This is a genomic window from Pseudarthrobacter chlorophenolicus, assembly GCF_000962805.1.
GTDB classification, from domain to species: Bacteria; Actinomycetota; Actinomycetes; order Actinomycetales; family Micrococcaceae; genus Arthrobacter; species Arthrobacter chlorophenolicus_A.
The window spans coordinates 38,643-56,599 of sequence record NZ_JZTW01000009.1; the positions used below are offsets into that span (position 1 = coordinate 38,643).

Here is a 17,957-nt window from a genome sequence, read left to right on the forward strand (position 1 = left end):
TCCTGGGAGAGCGTGAATGAAACCGCTAAAGCGGGCCGTTCTAGCGGTGTCACTTACCGCCGCAGCAATAGCCATCAATGCATGCCAAGGTTCACTCGCGGTTCAGGAATTTAGAAAAATTGCCACTGAGCGCAATGAGCTAGCGCCACCGCGATCTCTACGGACCGTTGATGGCGGATTGAACTATTACGGAAGATTCAATAATCCCCTACCAGCGACACCGGACTACTTTCCTGTAGGCATTTGGCTGGAAACCATCCTGAATCAGGACGATGTTAGAAATGACAGCGAAGCCGGGATCAACCTCTACGTTGATCTAGCCCCCGGTTCCGACCTCAGCCTTCTGGACGGCCTCCAGCCTTATGCGCTATCCAGCACTCCTGCACCCGGAGATAACGGCGCCGTCCTGGCTGACGAGGCCGACATGTGGGCCGGTCCAGGCGAGGCTGCATGGACCGGAAACTGGCCAGGACAAGGTCCCATCTGCGAACCGGAAAACAGCCCGTGCGGCTATTCGCTACAAAAACAGCTCGCCGCCAGCGCTGGAAACTCCAGGTTGATTTATGGCAACTACGGCAAAGGTGTCACGTTCTGGGAAACTGATGCCCAGGCAGCACGCTTTATCAACGATTACCAGAATGTAGTATCGGCAGACAACTACTGGTTCACCGACCCCAACATCTGCGGCCAAGGTGAAGGTGGAGCGTTAATAGGTGGCGATCGTCAATTAACAGACTCCGAATGCCGTTTGGCGGCGAATTATGGTTGGACTGTGGACCGTGTGCGATCTTTGGTCAACCCACTAGGCAGCATACCTGTGTGGTCCTTCGTTGAGCTCGGACAGCCCTTCGAAGCATCGGCGGAGGCGATAACTGGGGCGCAGATCCGGGCGGCCGTGTGGAGCAGTATTATCCATGGGGCGCGGGGAATCGTCTATTTTAACCACAGCTTCGGCGGCAATTGCCGTTCATTCCATCTCCTCCGCGAACCATGTGCCGCACAGATGAGGGCTGATGTGACAACTTTAAATAGGCAGGTCGCGGAACTCGCACCCGTTCTCAATTCCCCATTCCTCGATGGCGCGCTCACTCTCACCGGCCAAGTACAAAGCGCTGTCAAAATCCATGGCGAGTCGCTCTACATTTTCGCCGGTTCCGCCCAGGTTGCATCCCAGAAGGCACGGTTCGACATTCCCTGCCTGGCAAATGGCGGCGGGACCGTATTGGTTCTCAATGAGGACCGCAGCATCGAGATGTCAAACGGCAGCTTCAGCGACACCTTTGAGAACGGGAATTCGGTCCACCTCTATCGAATCGACGGAGCTGCTACTCTGTGCGCGCCATAGCGGAGTGCCGCTGAGGCCGGCGGAGATCCGCCCCCGGTTCCATAAAGGGGCCGGATCGCTCCACTGCTACCCCGTTCTTTTACAGCCTGCTTGACTCGTCGCTCTCCCACGCTGCTGATTCGAGACCCACCCACCGGCGGCCGTGAAGCCGGCCTGCCAAGGCAAATACAGCGTAAACGCCAGCTTCCACCGCGGATCTCGGACCGCTTACTGAACCGACTAAGTCCCTGAGTGTCTGTATAGTGTGGGACCCCGGAACATCGCGCAACAATACATTGCTGCGATAGTTCCTGCCCAACGTCTTCAAAAGACTCCCGGTTGTGCGGGGTGTTCGAACCGTCGCGGGCGCGCACTGCACAACCGCCTTTTCCTCGTCACTGTACAGCCGGTCAACCAAGCAGTCATCGGCAGCTACCGAGGGAAATTCGGGGAGCCGCGCCTTCCCTTTCCGGCTGATTGCATACACGCCCGCTCCCCATATGGATTCAGCTGGCTTCGGAAGACGGTTCCGTGCCCTGTAGAACGCCCGGACGGGCCACGAAGCGCCGCTAAAGTCATAGCGGTAGGCCGGACGAGCGCAAAGAACGGTTCCGCCCTCACCCAGAAGCTCCAGCGTGGCACACAACGCTTCCAAAGGAAGTTCAATGTCGGCATCAAGATACATCCGCGGCCAACGGGTTGCCACATGATCTCCGGCATTCAGGGCTGCGGTCTTGGAGGCTTCCGCAACTTCAATCACCCTGGCGTCCTTGTAGGAGCGTGCCATCGATGCGGTGTCGTCGGTGCAGCCATTGCATGCAACGATGACTTCCACCGTCCCACCCGCCATGGCCGGGACAAGAGCGTCCAGTGTCCGTCGGAGCACGGTGGCCTCGTTATGGGCTGGGATGATGACCGTGCCAGTCGGTATCGCCACGGGGACACTTACCCCTTCAGGGTAGATCTCGGCGTGAGGCAATTCACCCCACGATCCTTCACGAAGCACCGCCGCGAGGACTCCGATTCCACGGGCCACAGGCACCCGCAGCAAAGCCGAGAGGATAACGGCGCTCCGAAATGTCCGCGAGTACAGTCGGGTGTGGAACTTGCGAATGTACTTGATCCGGTTGATCGCCATTAAGGCGTTTAAGGCCAGTGACGTTCCCGAGCCACCTCTGGAATGGCTCATCACTGCTTTGGACTCGAACCATATCTCCCATCCTGCCTGGCGGACCCGATGCATGAAGTCAGTTTCTTCCGAGTAGAGAAAATAGACCTCGTCCCAATCCCCAACTAGTTGTGCAACGTCGCGATGAATGAGGAGTGCTGCTCCTGTGGCCCAGTCCACTTTATGGGCGTGCATATAGCTTTCTTTGTCGAAGTCCATTTCAGAGAGCCAGGCTGGTCTTCCGGAGAGTTTGCTACCCATGACCGCGTCGCCAATTGCCCTTGTCACGGTGGGTTCGCGGCGCAGCGAGGGGTAAACATTCCCATCGTCGTCTTTGAGGAGCGGCACAACAACCCCGGCTCCCGAGATCGCCATCCGATGACGCATTGCGCGTATGGAACCCGGTTCAACCTGTAAATCCGGATTCAGTACCAGGAAGGAACGGGCAGCACCAATTTCCTGCATGGCTAAATTAATGGCACCGGCATAGCCCAAATTTCCGCCGGTCGCAATCGCATGCACGTCCGAAAATCCTTCCAGGGCCGCGAGTGTGGAGGGACCCGGGGAGTTGTCTGCGACTATGACTTTGATGGTTTGCTCCCGTGACTCCCCTCGTAGGCTTTTGAGAAGCAGCGGAATATCCCGTTCATTGTTGTAAGTGACTATGATGACCGCGACATCCGTTTCCGACGTCAGAGGTGAAAACCCTTCGTCCGTCAGGTCTTCGCTGGCGTAATCCTGCGGCTGTTGTCGAGGCGCAAAGCTTTCCCGGCCAAAGGAACTGACTGACAGCAACCTGAGATACGCCTCCGGCCCCTGAACCAGGTACCGATTGGCCAGGCGCCGAGGTTCCAAGGCCAAGCGCCAGGCCCATTCCATGCCCACGTTCTGGGCGACCGCCGGTGCGCGCCGGACACGTCCCCCCAGGAAATCCACTGCGGCGCCGAAGGCCAACATCACGTTGGCTCCAGTCTGGGATCCGTACTCTGCGATCCACAGTTCCTGACGCGGCTTTCCCAGGCACACAATCAGTATGTCTGTGTCGGTGGCAGCGATCCGGGTGGCAAGGGACGAGGAAGACACATGGTCGGCCAGCTCGCTTCGGGCCGGCGACCAAAAGCCCGAAATCACGAGCCTTGGATGGCTCGTGGCCAACCTCGACCGTACCTGCGTGTGAACTTCCTCGGATCCGCCCAGGAAGCCCACCCGGATGCCGGCCAGCTCCGCGCGGTCCAATATTGGCCCAATCAGATCACTGCCCGAGAGCCGTGGCCACGTTCGGCCCGTCATCCCTTGTACGTGGCGGACCAAAGGAGCTCCGTCCAGCAACGACAGCCACTCGGGCGTATCTTGCCGTTCAAGGATCCCGGCCCAACGGGCACCTGCACCGAAATGCTGGAGGTGGTCAAGGTTCGCGGAGGCCACGGCCAGCGGCGTGCGTCCAGGCCGTGATCGCTGCATGATCAGTTCGACTGCCTCCTCAAAATCCAGGAGCCGAACTGGAGAACCACCCAGTGTGACCCAGTCGTCGTCCGCGGAAAGTTGGTGGGGCGCGCCAGATTTGGCGTTGACGTCTCCGGCAGGATGCCGGGAGGTCGTCCCATCCAACCAAGCTGCCGGCTGCACAAGTGCGCGAAGTGAAGCAGACATTGTCATAGAGCAACCTTTCGAAGGACGGGCTCGAACTAGGAGCGGTTGAAGACGAAGTCAACCCAGTAATTCGTGCTGCGGAACGTCTCTGTGGGGAAGGCACTCGCCCCGTAGACATAGACTCCGTTCGGCCCGTCGATTCCATTCGCGAGGGCATGCAGGGGAGCGTTGTCTACTCCTGAGTTACTGAAGTAGTCCCGGCTGGATGAATAGAATCCGGCGGGTGCGTAGTAGGACACTACGTACGTCGTGTTGGCCTGGATGGCTACGGGGCTGGAGAATAGCGCTTCCTGCCAACCCGAAGCAGACTCGTTCGCGAAGGTGGTCGTGGCCAGCAATGTGCCGTTCGCCGTCCAAAGATGGCCTATGTGTGTGCCGGTGTTGGAACTGCCCTTATAGAAGCGGACACCCGTGATGGTCCCGGCAACGTCAGAACGGAACTTCATCCCCACTTCGGTAGCCTTGCGATCATTTGTGTTTACCGTTGTAGGCACGGCAGCCGGGCTGAACACACTGCAGGGGCAGGCTGCCGGTGGCGCCTTAGTGGTGAAGGACCAGGAAAACGGCGAAGCCATTGCGGTCCCGGACGTGCTGATAGCAGCAGTGACAGTGGCGGTATAGGTAGTTTGATACGCCAAAGCAGCTTGGGGAGCAAACGTAGCCGTGTTGGTAGCGGCGTCGTATCTTATGGATCCTGCGACGTTCGTTCCGGCGGCATTCTTGACTGTAAGGCCAATGCTGGAAGCAGTGACGGACTGATTGAACGTAGCAGTTGGCTGCACCTGCTCGGACACACCGGTGGCAGCGTTCGCTGGTGACACGGCTGCGACCGCCGGTGCTGTCCCAGAAGACGAGGCGGTGAAAACGATATCCACCCAGTAGTTGGTGTTGTTGTAGCTGTCACTGGGGAAGGCTGAGGCACCGTAGCGATAGACGCCGTTTGGCCCGTCAACACCCGCGGCCAAGCCGTGCAAGGGGGCGTTGTCGGCCGAAGTATTGAAGTACCCGCTGTCTGCTGAGTAGAAGCCGTCTGGAGCGAAATATGACACGACATAGGTTGTGCTCGCGGCCAGGGGCACCGGTGAGGAGAAGAGCGCTTCCTGCCAGCCCGACGAAGACTCGTTGGCAAAAGTCACCGAGGCCAGCAAGCTGCCTGTTGAGGACCAAAGGTGCCCAACGTGCGTCCCCGTGTTGGAGGTCCCCTTGTAGAAGCGAATGCCAGTAACCGTCCCGGCTGTGTCAGCCCGGAACTTCATCCCAACCTCAACTGCATTTGAATCGAGGGCGGTAACCGTCCCCGGAACAGACGCCGGACTGAAGATGCTGCAAGGGCAGACCACGGGTGCAGTCTCCGTTGTAAAGCTCCAACTGTAGGGGGCAGTCATGGCCTGGCCAGTCGCATTCGTGGCTCCGCTGACTGTCGCCGTATAGGCGGCTCCGAAGGCCAACGCCGAGGCCGGGGTGAAAGTTGCAGTCCGGCTGGTAGCGTCGTAGGTCATCGATCCTTGGACTGAATTGTTCGATGCTCCCTTGAGCGTGAACAGCACACTGGAGGGTGTGACGTCCTGGTTGAATGTTGCACTGGGTTTCGTATTGGCGGGCACTGCACTGGCATTGGTTACCGGTGACGTACTGGTAACTGCCGGCAGCAGGGGCGCCGCACTGGTGCTGAACGTCCAACTGAATGGCCCAGCCATTCCTTGTCCCGCAGAGTTGGTAGCGCCGCTGACGGTCGCCGTGAAAGTGGTGTTGTATGCCAATGCGGCTGCCGGTGTGAATCTGGCAGTGTTGGTGGCCGGGTCGTAAGCGACGGCTCCTGCAACGGCACTGTTGGCGGCATCCCGCAGCGTAAACGTCACTGATGAGGCAGTCACCTGCTGGTCCAACGTGGCGGACGGCTTCACATTCACGTCCACACCATTGGAAAGATTTACCGGCGTCACTGACGTAACACGCGGCGCGGTGGAGGAGGATGCGGAACTGAACACCACGTCCACCCAGTAGTTGGTCGCATTGTACGTCTGGTTCGGGAAGCCCGATGTGCCATAGCGGTACACGCCATTGGGCCCATCAGCGCCATTGGACAAGCCGTGGAGGGGCGCCTTGTCGCGAGACGTGTTGAAGGAGCTCACGTCGGCGGAGTAGGCCCCATTAGGGGCGTAGTAGGACACTACGTAGGTAGTGTTTGCCGCAATGGACACCGGGGTTGTGAAGTTCGCCTGCTGCCAGCCGGCGGCTGATTCACTTTGGAAACTCACCGTGCCAAGCAACGTTCCTGTGGCGGACCATAGATGTCCTGTATGGGTGCCTGTGTTCCCTGCGCCCTTATAAAACCGGACACCTGTCACAGTTCCGGCCACGTCAGACCGGAACTTCATGCCAACTTCGACGGCGCCGGGATCATTTTCGGAAGGAACAGACGGAGTATCCGCTGGACTGAAGACAGAACACGGGCAGGCACCAGGAGCGGCAGCCGTGGTGAAACTCCACGAGTAGGGTGCCGACATGCTTTGCCCGGCCGCGTTGGATGCGCCGCTGACGGTGGCTGAGTACGTGGTGTTATAGGCCAACAGTCCAGCCGGGGCGAATGTGGCGGTGTTGGTTGCACTGTCGTAGGCAACGGATCCGGTCACTGGGTTGTTGCCAGCGTCCTTCAGGGCGAAGTTGATCGAACCGGACGATACCGCTTGGTTGAAGGTGGCATTAGGTTTTGTGTCTACAGGAACAGCCAAAGCGTTGTTTGCCGGGGAAACCGCGGCTACCGCTGGTGCCGGCGGTGGCGCTCCGGTTGTGAAAGTCCAAGTATAGGCGGACGCCATGGTCTGTCCTGCGGAATTGGTTGCTCCGCTAACAGTTGCTGTGTAAGTGGTCGAATAGCCCAAAGACGCCGCTGGGGTGAAAGTCGATGTGTTTGTCGCCGGGTCGTAGGTAGTTGTGCCTGCCACGTTGGCGCCTGCGGCGCTCTTGACGCTGAACACCACGGAAGGCGCTGTCACGTTCTGGTTGAACGTGGCAGAGGGCTTGATTCCGGTACTTACGTCCGCCGCATTATTGATGGGAGACACCGACGAGACTGCCGGCTGTACGGACCCTGAGGGTGTGAATGACACATCAACCCAGTAATACTCAGCGTCGTAAACCTGGTTTGGGAAGGAACTTGATGCCCCGTATCGATATACCCCGTTGGGAGATCCCGGAAGACTTCTGGGGAAATGCAGCGGTGCGCTGTCCAGCTGGTTTACCGCGCCGGCCGGCGATGGATTGTTGTAGAAGAATCCGGTGTCCTGGGAGTACCGTCCCGCAGGTGCGAAATATGAAACGACATACGTTGTATTTGCAGATATCACCAAGGGAGGCGACAGGGCAACGGACTGCCATCCACTGGCCGACTCATTAGTGAACGTTGCGGTTGCGAGCCGTTGGCCGGAACTGCTCCAGATGCTCCCAATGTGTGTGCCAGTGTTCCGAGTGGCTTTGTAAAAGCGGATGGAGTTGACCGTGCCAGCGACCTCTGAGTAGAACTTGGCTCCCACTTCGATGGCTGCCGTATCGCCGGAGTCAGCCATGGCGGGAACCCTATTCACCCCCGTGATGGAGCAGGGGCACGAGACACTGATGACGGACCCGGCAGAGGCCCCTTCCAGGTTGCCACTGTCGTCCACGGCCCGTGAACGGAGAACGGACGTAGGGCTACCGTGGGCAGTCCAGCTGTATGACCAATTGTTGGTTCCCGTGGCCCGCCGCCAAGTGTTGCCGCCGTCGGTTGAGACCTCCACGCCAGCAACCACTCCGCCGCTGTCGGTGGCCGTCCCGGAGACCGTAACCACAGTCGAGTCCGCAACGGTGGCACCGGCGGCAGGCGTGGTAATGCGCGACGTGGGGGCAGTGGCGTCCGTAGACGCCTGCGCCGCGGAAAGCCCTGCCATGAGAGTCAGGGGTTGGGTGCCCATGTCTGCAAGCAGGTTGACCGTCGCCTGCTGCATGTTCCGGTCGACCGTTTTGCCTGTTGTGTAGGCATCCAGGCCCCAGGTCCATTGGACGGTTCCCGCGCCAAAGACCAGAGCTCCGCTTGAAGCCTTGTAAAGCGTCAGGTTGTGCGTGGCCGTCCCGCCTTGCTGCGTGCTCGAGCCGTAATCCGTAAAGGCCTCTGCGGTGGTACTGGTGGTCTCGGACAAGCGGAAGGTGCCGGCTGGACGGAATCCGTTATCAGCGTCGACGTCCCATTCATAGCCCAAGGTGCCGAGCCCGGAGCCAAGGGTGACCGAAGTTCCCGAAGCCATGTTGGGAATGGACGTTCCCCGCCACAACCGAAGCTGTTTATAAGCGGCCGGGACCACTATGTCTGTGGTGCCGGAGTTCACCACGAAGTACTGACCAGTCAGGGCATTCTCGGGGTTGCCTCCGCCGGTAGCAGTACCGTAGCGCGGGTCGCGCCAAGTTCCCGTCCATGAGATGGGATCCGTGGGTGCGTTGAAATGGGTGTCCTTGTACGAAACCAAAGTCCGCCCCGCCGTGTTGCTTCCGTCTGAACTGGGTTCCCACCTGGTCTTCCAGAACATCTCGTTCCCGCTCAAGAAGGCGAGATTCACGCCTGCGTCACGGGCAGCTGTCACGTTGGTGCGCTGTTCGGCGGACCAGTATTCGTCATGCCCAACTGACAGGAAGGACTTGTGGTTCAGGAGCAGGGGACCCCGGGTGGCGGCATCAAGACCGCTTAAGTAGCTGACGTCATAACCGTTTGCCTCAAGGAACCGGATCATGGGATATTCGGCATACATGAGCCAGTTCTGGCCCTGGGCATCACCCGCTGTTATGAACGGGCGGTTGTACGAAACCTTATAAGCCGCTTTGTACGCCAGCGGGTTGCCTGCCGGGCATGCAACGGTGCAGGTGTAAAGGCTGTTGCCGCCATACGAGTTGTAAGCCTGCCAGGTGGTATCCGAGGTCTGAAACAGAACATCCGAATGAGCAGCATCGTCGCGAACCACGAACGGGATGACGCTCGCCCCGCTATTGTCAGTGCGGACCAGTCGGGCGATGTACACCCCGGAAACGGCCGTCGCCGGAACATTCCAGGACGCGGATACCGCCCAGTTTCCACAGTCGATCAGTCCTGTTGCAGAGAATGTCAGGCAGTTGGGCTGTGACTGCGGCAGCGGCACGCTGGGGAGGATGTTGGCTGCGATCTTGCGGGCCCCGAGCCCCTGGTAGTAGCCGAGGCGGTAGATGTCGATGCGATAAGCCGAAGCGGTTGTCTTGACTTTGAACGTGACGGTCTGCCCGATATTCACGCTCATGGACGTCGCGTAACCCTGGATGGTGGTATTGCCCGCCCCGGCCACCTGCCACTCGGAGGGTGGATTCCCCGGCTGCGTGTTCTCGCACGCCACCTTGCTCACAACGGGCGCGTCGCACGGGCCCGCCGCCCGTGCGGGTGGAAGCCAGGAGGGGTCCACGGCGATGGAGAACATAGAGGCAATCAGGGCTAAAACCAGGGCCGGTACCCAGCGGCGGATGGTAAGCCGGGGAAGTACTCCAGGTGCAGACGTCATCTCATGGCTCCATCAGTCGCGGCACGACCAGGAAAGTAGCCGGACCCGGGGTCTGCACTCCCCATCTCCGCCTGGCCGGCAAGAGCCGGTACCTCACCCGTCGCGTCAGTCAGTTATGACAGGCGACCCGTTGGGTAGGACCGTTTGGTCCCCCGAAGCGGCCCGGAACCGTGGACCGCCTACCCGTGGGGCTCCCGTATGGCACCACCGTAGGGGCGGGGCCTTTACCCTGCCAGCTGGCAGGGGCCCGGGTGTGGGTACCCGCACGGAACAATGTGGGCACCCCCGACGGGCAGTTAGGAAGCTGTCCCGAAGAACAGTTCCGCCACGGAAGCCAGCCGCAGGGGATCCTTCACCCCGCACAGCTCGCGGGCGGAATGCATGGACAGCAGCGCCACACCCACGTCCACAGTCCTGATTCCCAGCCGTGTGGCGGTCAGGGGGCCGATGGTGGAACCGCACGGGATCGCGTTGTTGGACACGAACTCCTGGTAGGGCACGCCCGCTTCACCGCACAGGCGGGCCCACAGCGCCGCCCCTGCAGCATCCGTGGCATACCGCTGGTTCGCATTGATCTTCAGCAGCGGCCCCCCGTTGAGCACGGGATGGTTGGCGGGGTCGTGCCGCTCGGCGTAGTTCGGGTGGACGGCGTGCCCGGCATCGGCGGAAACACAGAACGACGCCGCCAGGGCCTGCCGCCGCTGGCTCACCGATGCGCCGAGGCCGTCGGAAATCCGCACCAGCACGTCCTCCAGGATGGGTCCGCACGCACCGGAACGCGAGTTGGATCCGATTTCTTCGTGGTCAAACGCGGCCAGCACGGCGATCGGCGCATCAGGGTCACCCGAAGAGCCGGACGAAGCGTGCGCTATCAGCGCCGCGAGCCCGGCATGCGTGGACGAAAGGTTGTCCAACCGCCCGGAGGCGAAGAACTCACCCGCGCCTCCGAAAACTGCGGGTGCCTGCGTGTCCGCGATGACGACGTCGTACCCTCCAATGTGGGCCGGATCAACGGAGGCGCCTTCCACGGAGGAGGCAAGTACCCGCAGGACGTCGAAGTCTGCCGGGTTACCCAGCCCCCACACCGGATTCATGTGCCGCTGCTTGTCCAGCGTCAGCCCGTCGTTCACGGCACGGTCCAGGTGGATGGCCAGCTGGGGGAACCGCAGCAGCGGTCCGGTGGCGGCCAGGTGCTCGGTGCCGTCCAGCATCACCAGCCGGCCAGCCAGCCGCAGTTCCCGGTCCAGCCAGGAGTTCAGCAGCGGACCGCCGTAAACTTCCACGCCCGCCTGCAGCCACCCGTAGGCGCCGGTGGTGGGTTTGGGCTTGAGCTTGAACGACGGCGAATCCGTGTGCGCGCCGAGAATGTGGAATCCCGTTGTGGGTCCAGCCTTCTCCGGGACCACCCAGGCGATCAGCGCGCCGTCCCGGATGATGAAGAACGATCCGGCACCGCCGTTCCACGGCTGCAGCTCATCCAGCCGGACAAAGCCCGCCTCCTCCAGCCGCCGGCCCGCTTCGTGCGCTGCGTGGAAGCTCGACGGCGACGCGCTGACATATGCGCCAAGGTCCTGGATGTGGTCTGCGGCTGAGGCGTGGATAGGCATGCTCCCGAGTCTAGATGGTGACGTTGAGCCCCGCCGTGTACCCCTCCGCCGCCGAGCCGGTCATCGTGGCCAGCTGGTAGATGCCGCCGTCGTCGCCGAAGACGTTGTCCGACTGCAGGGTGGTGCGCAACATGTTAGAGACGCTGCGTTCGTACCCGGCCGTGGCGTACACGTCGTCGCAGGCCGCCTGCGTGAGCGCAATCTGCGACACCGCCAGCACTTGGCCCGCCGCCGTCGCGTTGTTCATCGACTCGAACACCTCAAAATGGATGTGCGGCCACCGGCCGGAGTAGGCGCCCGGGAAGATGGACGTGAACGTGACCTGGCCGTTCGAATCAGCTTCCTGGACTCCGCGCAGGTAGTTCTCGTTGCTGAGGCTCGAATCGTACATGGAGTACTTGCCGTCCCGGTCGCAGTGCCACGCATACACGGCGGCGCCGGCCATGGGCGTGCAGCCGTTGGCGTTGTCCAGCAGGGTCAACGTAAATGTCAGCGGGACGCCCTCCGCGGTGGCCGAGGCCGAGCCGAAGCTGGACGTGATGTCTTTGCGGACCACCCCGGACGCCTCAAGGACGTTGGGGCCGTTGGAACCGTCACCGGGATACGGGCCTGCGGTTTCCTGCGGGGTTTCCACGCCGCATTCGGCGATGGCCCGGGTCAGCGTCGGAGACGGAGTGGCGCTGGCGGAGGTTGCCGCGGACGGGGAAGCGGACCCCGTGGCCGAAGCGGTGGCAGCGGACGACGACGGCTGGCTGGCTGTGGAGGAACCACCCGGCGTGCAGGCGGCCAGGGCAGCCGCGGCACCGCCGGCGCCAAGGAACAGTCCCAGCGACCGCCGGCTCAGCATCGTGGACAGGTCGAACTCCAACCCCCTGTCGTGGTTCGGGTGGGGCTGCTGTTCCTCAGGACCGGATTCATGCGGCGGAAGCGAAGTCATGGATCCATCAAAGGGCCTGGCCCTATGTCCCGCATAGGGCCTTCCTGTGCACCGGCTGTCAGTAGTCCGGGTTGCTGGGCACCACCAGCCCGGTCTCGTACGCGTATACAACCGCCTGCACCCGGTCCCTGAGGTGCAGCTTGGTGAGGATCCGGCGCACATGCGTTTTCACCGTGGCTTCGGACAGGAAGTACCGGTGCGCGATCTCGGCGTTGGACAGCCCCTCCGCCATCGCCTCGAGCATCTCGGTTTCCCGTGGCGTCAGGTCCCCCAGCAGCGGGTCGGGAGACTGCGCAGCGGGAGCCGGGGCTGACGCACCGCGGACGTACGTTTCCAACAGGCGCTGGGTGACCCTCGGCGCCACCACGGCGTCCCCGCTGGCCACCACGCGCACGGCCTGGATGAGCTCCGACGGCGCCACGTCCTTGAGCAGGAAAGCGGACGCTCCTGCCTGGAGGCCGGCAAAGGCGTACTCGTCCACGTCGAAGGTGGTGAGGATAATGATGCGGGCCGGGGACCCTTCGGCAGTGATGGCGCGGGTGGCCTCGAGACCGTCCAGCACGGGCATCCGGACGTCCATGAGCACCACGTCCGGGGTGAGGTTCCGGACGAGTTTGACGGCTTCGGCGCCGTCGGAGGCTTCACCCACGATGTGCAGGTCGTCCTCGCCCTCCAGGATCAGGCGGAATCCCATCCGCAACAGGGGCTGGTCATCCACCAGCAGGACGGTGATCGGTGCGTGTTCAGTCATGCCTTGCCTTGGAGTTCGGGAGGTGCGGTGATCGGTTCGGGGCGTTCATCGGCCGGGCAGGTCAGGACAGCGTGGACGCGCCAGCCGCGCCCGCCCGGCCCGGCGGTCACGGTCCCGGAGTAGATCCGGGCCCTCTCGGCCATGCCGGCGAGCCCCTGGCCGGTCCCAAACGGCAAACCCGATCCCGCCGATGCGTCGGCCTGGGCGCCACCGTCATCGGTGCGGTGGGCACTCCCGCCTGCGCCGTCGTCGTGCACGTCAATGGTCACCGTGGCACCCTGGCGGGCGATGTCCACGTCCACCCGTCCCAGGGACCGCCCGTAGCGGAGCACGTTGGTGAGCGATTCCTGGACTATCCGGTACACGGTGAGCTGGAACGCGGCATCGGTGGGCAGGGCCGGGCCGGTATGCGAATAGTGCAGCGGCAACCCGGCAGTGCGGAAACCTTCCAGCAGCTTCGCCAGGCTCTGCCCCGCCGCCAGCGGAGTCCTCGGGGCGGCCGTCCCGGCGTCGTCGCGCAGCACGCCCAGCACCCGCCGCATATCAGCCAGTGCTGTCCGTCCCGTCCGGGACAGTTCGCCCAGCACCTCGCCGGCCCGCTCGGGACTTTTCCGGACCACGACGCCGGCGCCGTCCGAGAGGCTGATCATCACCGTCAGCGAGTGGGCCACCACGTCGTGCATTTCCCGTGCGATCCGGTTGCGTTCGTTGACGGAGGCAAGCCGGGCGGTCCGCGCGGCCCACGCAGCAACCTGCTGCTCGTGTTCGCGTCGCTGCTTCACCCCGATGCCGATGCCCGTGGCGATGACGTTGGACAGGGCGATGGTGGCACCGGTAGCGATGCTGGTGAGCAGGCGGAAGTCCGCCGGGTTGGCACCCTGGTCCTGGACGAAGGAGTTTTCCATGGGCCCGACGGCGGCCAGCAGGTAGAGGAGGGCCAGCGGTGCCGTGGCTGCCGCCATGGTGATGAGCGCGAAGCGCCGGGTATGCACCACCGCCACGGAATACAGCGAGAACCACAGGCCGGTGGAGACGTTGGACCCCCAGGGGTGCAGCAGCGTCACGGCGACTTCCATGACCGCCACGAAGGCCACCAGCCCCACCGGGTGGAAGCGCCGCAGGAACAGCGCTCCGGCCACAGCCCCCAGCAGCGCGGCTGCCAGCCACTTGCCGGAGACCAGGGCATCCACGGCGGTGGGCGCCACCAGGAGGATGTAGCTGAGCGCCACCACGGCGTCCATGACGCGCGGGTGTTCGTAGAGGTAGCGCCGGAACCTGCCCCGGCGCCTCTCGTTAAGCTCGGCAAAGGACGCGGCGGCCTGCCAGTTGCCGGCGACCAGCGCGTCCTTTGCCGTTGATGCTTCGTTCATGCCGTCCGAAGGGTCAGACGTCGCGGTTCTTGAGCACGATCATGGCCGGCACCAGGAAAAGCAGTACGTAACCCAGGAAGAGCAGTCCCCCCTGCCAGGGGTCGATGTAAGCGTCGATTTCGCCGATGGCCAGGAACCGGCCGCCTGCCTCGCTTGGAATGTACTGCGGGACGTATTTCCAGAACTCGCCCGGGATCAGAGAGGCAAAGCCCGCGGCGATGGGAATGACGAAGAAAATGCCAACCAGCACCGTGATGGCGCCGGCCGAATTGCGCAGCAGGGTGCCCAGGGACAGGCCGATGAGGGCCACTCCCGCCACATACAGGCCTCCGGTGAAGACGCTGTAGACCACGCCGTCAGTGGACCAGGAGAGGTCAAGTCCCAGGCCCTGGAACATGGGGACGGACAGCAGGAAGGTAACGGCGCCGGCCACCGTGGTGATGACGTAGGACACCACCGCCAGGATGATGGCCTTGGCCGCGAAGGCCGGCGTGCGGGCCGGAACGGCGCTCATGGTGGAGCGGATCATGCCGGTGGCGTACTCGGAGGCCATGAACAGGACGGCCAAGGCACCGAAGATCAGGATGCCGATCTGAAGCCCCGCGTTGGGCAGGTTGTACAGGTCCAGGCCGGAGCCCGGCGGCATGGACTGCTCCAGCATGTCGGAGGACGGTTCCAAACCCTGTGCCCTGGCACTGGCGGCCATCGAATCGAGGATGTTGTAGCGGACGAACGCGGTCAGGACACCGACGCCGATGATGGCTGCGAATGTCAGCACCAGCAGGATGCGGGTGGACAGCAGGGAGAACAGCTTGATCCATTCGGAGCGCAGGATGCCGCCGAAGGTCAGGCTGTGCCGGGCGCCGGCAGCGGAACGTGACGCGGGGGCGTTGTGGGTTGTTGTGCTCATGGTCCTTACTTTCCTGCCGTCGCCGGAGCCGGGGCTGCCTGCGGCTGGCTGCCCGCGGGGCCGCCTGCCAGGTGCGAGTGGTATTCCACTTCGTCCTTGGTGAGGTCGAAGTAAGCGTCTTCGAGCGAGGACACCTTCGGGGTGAGCTCGTAGACCAGCACCTCGTTGTCCAGAGCCACCCGGGCGATCTGCCGCGGATCCAGGCCCGTCACGGTGAGGGTTTCAGGCTCACTCTGGTCCACCGTCACGCCATTGCCCGCCAGCAGGGACTGCAGGAACTGTGCATCATCCGTGCGGACCAGGGTCTTGGCCTGGCGGGTTCCGGCGATGATGTCCTTGACGGGTGCGTCGGCGATGATCCTGCCACGGCCAATGACAATGAGGTGGTCCGCGGTCTGGGCCATCTCGCTCATCAGGTGCGAGGACAGGAACACCGTCTTGCCCTGGTTCGCGAGATAGCGGACCAGGTTGCGTACCCACAGCACGCCTTCGGGGTCCAGGCCGTTGACCGGCTCGTCGAGGATGAGCGTCTGCGGGTCCCCCAAAAGGGCGGCGGCGATGCCCAGCCGCTGCCCCATGCCCAGCGAGAAGCCGCCGGCCTTCTTCTTGGCCACAGCCTCCAGGCCGGTCATCTCAATAACCTCGTGGACCCGGGCTTTGGGGATGCCGTGCGTCGCGGCCATGGCCAGCAGGTGGTTGTAGGCACTGCGGCTGGTGTGCACCGCCTTGGCGTCGAGGAGGGCGCCCACCTCGTGCAGCGGCGCCTTGTGCTGGGCGTAGGGAAGACCGTTCACCGTGACGGAGCCCGACGTCGGCCGGTCCAGTCCCATGATCATGCGCATGGTGGTGGACTTCCCGGCGCCGTTGGGTCCCAGGAAGCCCGTAACCTGTCCGGCCCGGACTGTGAAGCTGACCCCGGCCACGGCGGTCTTTCCGCCGTAGGCCTTGGCCAGGTCTGTTGCCTCAATCATGGAGTGTTCCTTTGATCGGCAGCGCTGGGCTGCGGAATGCATTTGGGAGGTGGTACCCCCTACGCTACCGACGCCTGCCGCGCTTTTCGCCGGTCTCAGGGATGATTCAGGGGCGAATCAGGGTAGTCCCGACGGATGACCGCCCCGGGACGTCCGGTCGGCGGCATGCTGCCGGCGGCCCGCAGGCGGGTGCGCCGCAACGGACCTTAAGCCTGCGGCGAGTAGTAGACCAGGGCCCTGGGGACCACCCGGTAGTGCACCTTGCGCACCCCGGCCAGTGCCTCGCCGTCCACTGCCAGGGCCATCGGCGCGCCGTCAGCGTGGATAGTGACCTCGGTTGCTTCCCGGAGGTGGGTGATGCTGGAACTCGCCACGGTGCCGGTCAGGACCGCCCACAGCAACCTCAACCGAGCGAATGATTCATCCGCAGAGAAGATCCTGAAATCCAGCACGCCGTCGTCCAACACGGGCCGGAGCAGCGGCGCATGGTCCCTGGGGTAGTAGCGGCCACGGCCCACGTACGCTATCCACACCCGGTGCGGGGTACCGTCCACGTTGAGCGTGATGGGCGTTCCGGCGGCGAAGGTCCGGAACATGGCCACTACACCCGCAAGCGGCTTTCCGAGGGCCGGCTGCAACTGTTCACGCCGCCGCACGAGGTTGGGGTACAGGCCGATGCTTGAGGTGTTCAGCATGATCAGCTCGGACACTTCCGGCGAACCGGCAAGGCCGCGCTCTGCGGTAACAAACCCGATGTCAGCCTTTGCCGCCTCGCCGTTGGACGCCGCCGCCACCGCCTGCTGGAGATTCCCGATTCCGGCATCCCGGGCGAAGTGGTTCAGGGTGCCGCCGGGGAGCACCAGCAATGGCAGGGACCGCTCGATGGCGGCAGCCGCCGCTGCTCCGACCGTACCGTCTCCGCCCCACACCCCGAGGGCTTTGGTTCCGGGACGGTCCGCTGTGGCACTGATCTGCTCCGCCAGGCCGTCTTCAGGACGCACTGTCTCAATATGCGCCTCAGGGAATACTTCCCGGAGGGCATCGGCTGTCTCATCGGTGAATGATCCGCCCAGCGCGTTCACCACAATGCTGAGTCCCCTTCCGCCGGGCAGTTCCGGGGCAGAGGCCGCGGTGCGCTGCGTCTTGGGGATGGGTGGCCGCACAGGCCACCAGTGGCGGGTGACCAGGGCGGCGCCCGCCCCCAGGGCAGAGCCGAACAGGACGTCCGAAGGCCAGTGCGCCCCGGTGTGGACCCGGGAGTACGCCACCCCCGCCGCGGCGGGGGCAAGTGCCGCGCCGATGGCCGGACGCACCAGGCCCACGCCTACAGCAAAGGCCACGGCGGAGGCGGAGTGACCGGAAGGCATGGATGAGCTGGTGGGTTGCGGATGCACGAAGCGGAACACTGGAAGATGTTCCGGCAGCGGCCTCCGCCGCGGCAGCAGGGTTTTGAAGATGACGTTGGTGACGGTGGACGCGACAACTTGGGCCAGGAGCCCGTGGACTGCTGCCCTGCGGGTCTTGCCGGGGAATGCTGACATGCCGGCGGCGATCGCTATCCACAGTTTCCCGTTGTTGGCGGAAGCGGAGAGGCGGCGGAAAAAATCGTCATGGTTTCCGCCCGGCAGGTTTGATACATGCCGGACAAGGTACCTGTCCATTCGGCTGATCCATTTGTGGTTGCCCCGCCATGTGCTCTGCATTCCCACACCCTACC

The 17,957-nt window shown here is 63.2% G+C and carries 10 protein-coding genes; 1 reads left to right on the plus strand and 9 read right to left on the minus strand.

Annotated elements, in window-relative coordinates; all coding sequences use genetic code 11:
* The first annotated feature begins 16 nt into the window (after positions 1–16).
* Complete coding sequence (locus tag UC32_RS20360; protein ID WP_045731225.1) at positions 17–1,345, plus strand: hypothetical protein; 1,329 nt, start codon at positions 17–19, stop codon at positions 1,343–1,345.
* A 79-nt stretch (positions 1,346–1,424) separates the two neighbouring features.
* On the opposite strand, the gene UC32_RS20365 is transcribed toward UC32_RS20360, so the two are convergent.
* The 9 genes from UC32_RS20365 to UC32_RS10825 all read right to left on the minus strand — a co-directional run bounded on the left by UC32_RS20365 (position 1,425) and on the right by UC32_RS10825 (position 17,943).
* Positions 1,425–4,142, minus strand: a complete 2,718-nt coding sequence (locus UC32_RS20365; RefSeq protein WP_235423642.1) for a WecB/TagA/CpsF family glycosyltransferase — start codon at positions 4,140–4,142, stop codon at positions 1,425–1,427.
* A 35-nt stretch (positions 4,143–4,177) separates the two neighbouring features.
* On the minus strand, positions 4,178–9,613 hold the full coding sequence (locus UC32_RS10790) for a DUF4082 domain-containing protein (protein ID WP_235423643.1): 5,436 nt from the start codon (positions 9,611–9,613) through the stop codon (positions 4,178–4,180).
* Positions 9,614–9,990: 377 nt separating this feature from the next.
* Complete coding sequence (locus tag UC32_RS10795) at positions 9,991–11,301, minus strand: M18 family aminopeptidase (protein WP_045731227.1); 1,311 nt, start codon at positions 11,299–11,301, stop codon at positions 9,991–9,993.
* Positions 11,302–11,311: 10 nt separating this feature from the next.
* Positions 11,312–12,238 (minus strand): intradiol ring-cleavage dioxygenase, encoded by a 927-nt coding sequence (locus UC32_RS10800; protein WP_045731228.1) that lies wholly within the window; start codon positions 12,236–12,238, stop codon positions 11,312–11,314.
* A 58-nt stretch (positions 12,239–12,296) separates the two neighbouring features.
* The gene (locus UC32_RS10805) at positions 12,297–12,989 is read right to left on the minus strand and encodes a response regulator (protein WP_045731229.1); all 693 of its coding nucleotides are present in this window, start codon (positions 12,987–12,989) and stop codon (positions 12,297–12,299) included.
* Complete coding sequence (locus UC32_RS10810; RefSeq protein WP_045731230.1) at positions 12,986–14,359, minus strand: sensor histidine kinase; 1,374 nt, start codon at positions 14,357–14,359, stop codon at positions 12,986–12,988. Before UC32_RS10810 ends, UC32_RS10805 begins: the two co-directional genes overlap by 4 nt.
* 13 nt (positions 14,360–14,372) lie before the next feature.
* Complete coding sequence (locus UC32_RS10815; protein ID WP_045731231.1) at positions 14,373–15,269, minus strand: ABC transporter permease; 897 nt, start codon at positions 15,267–15,269, stop codon at positions 14,373–14,375.
* Between the two features lie 5 nt (positions 15,270–15,274).
* On the minus strand, positions 15,275–16,240 hold the full coding sequence (locus tag UC32_RS10820) for an ABC transporter ATP-binding protein (protein WP_045731232.1): 966 nt from the start codon (positions 16,238–16,240) through the stop codon (positions 15,275–15,277).
* Between the two features lie 206 nt (positions 16,241–16,446).
* Positions 16,447–17,943, minus strand: coding sequence for a bifunctional phosphatase PAP2/diacylglycerol kinase family protein (locus UC32_RS10825; RefSeq protein WP_045731233.1), 1,497 nt, complete (start codon positions 17,941–17,943; stop codon positions 16,447–16,449).
* Positions 17,944–17,957: the final 14 nt, after the last annotated feature.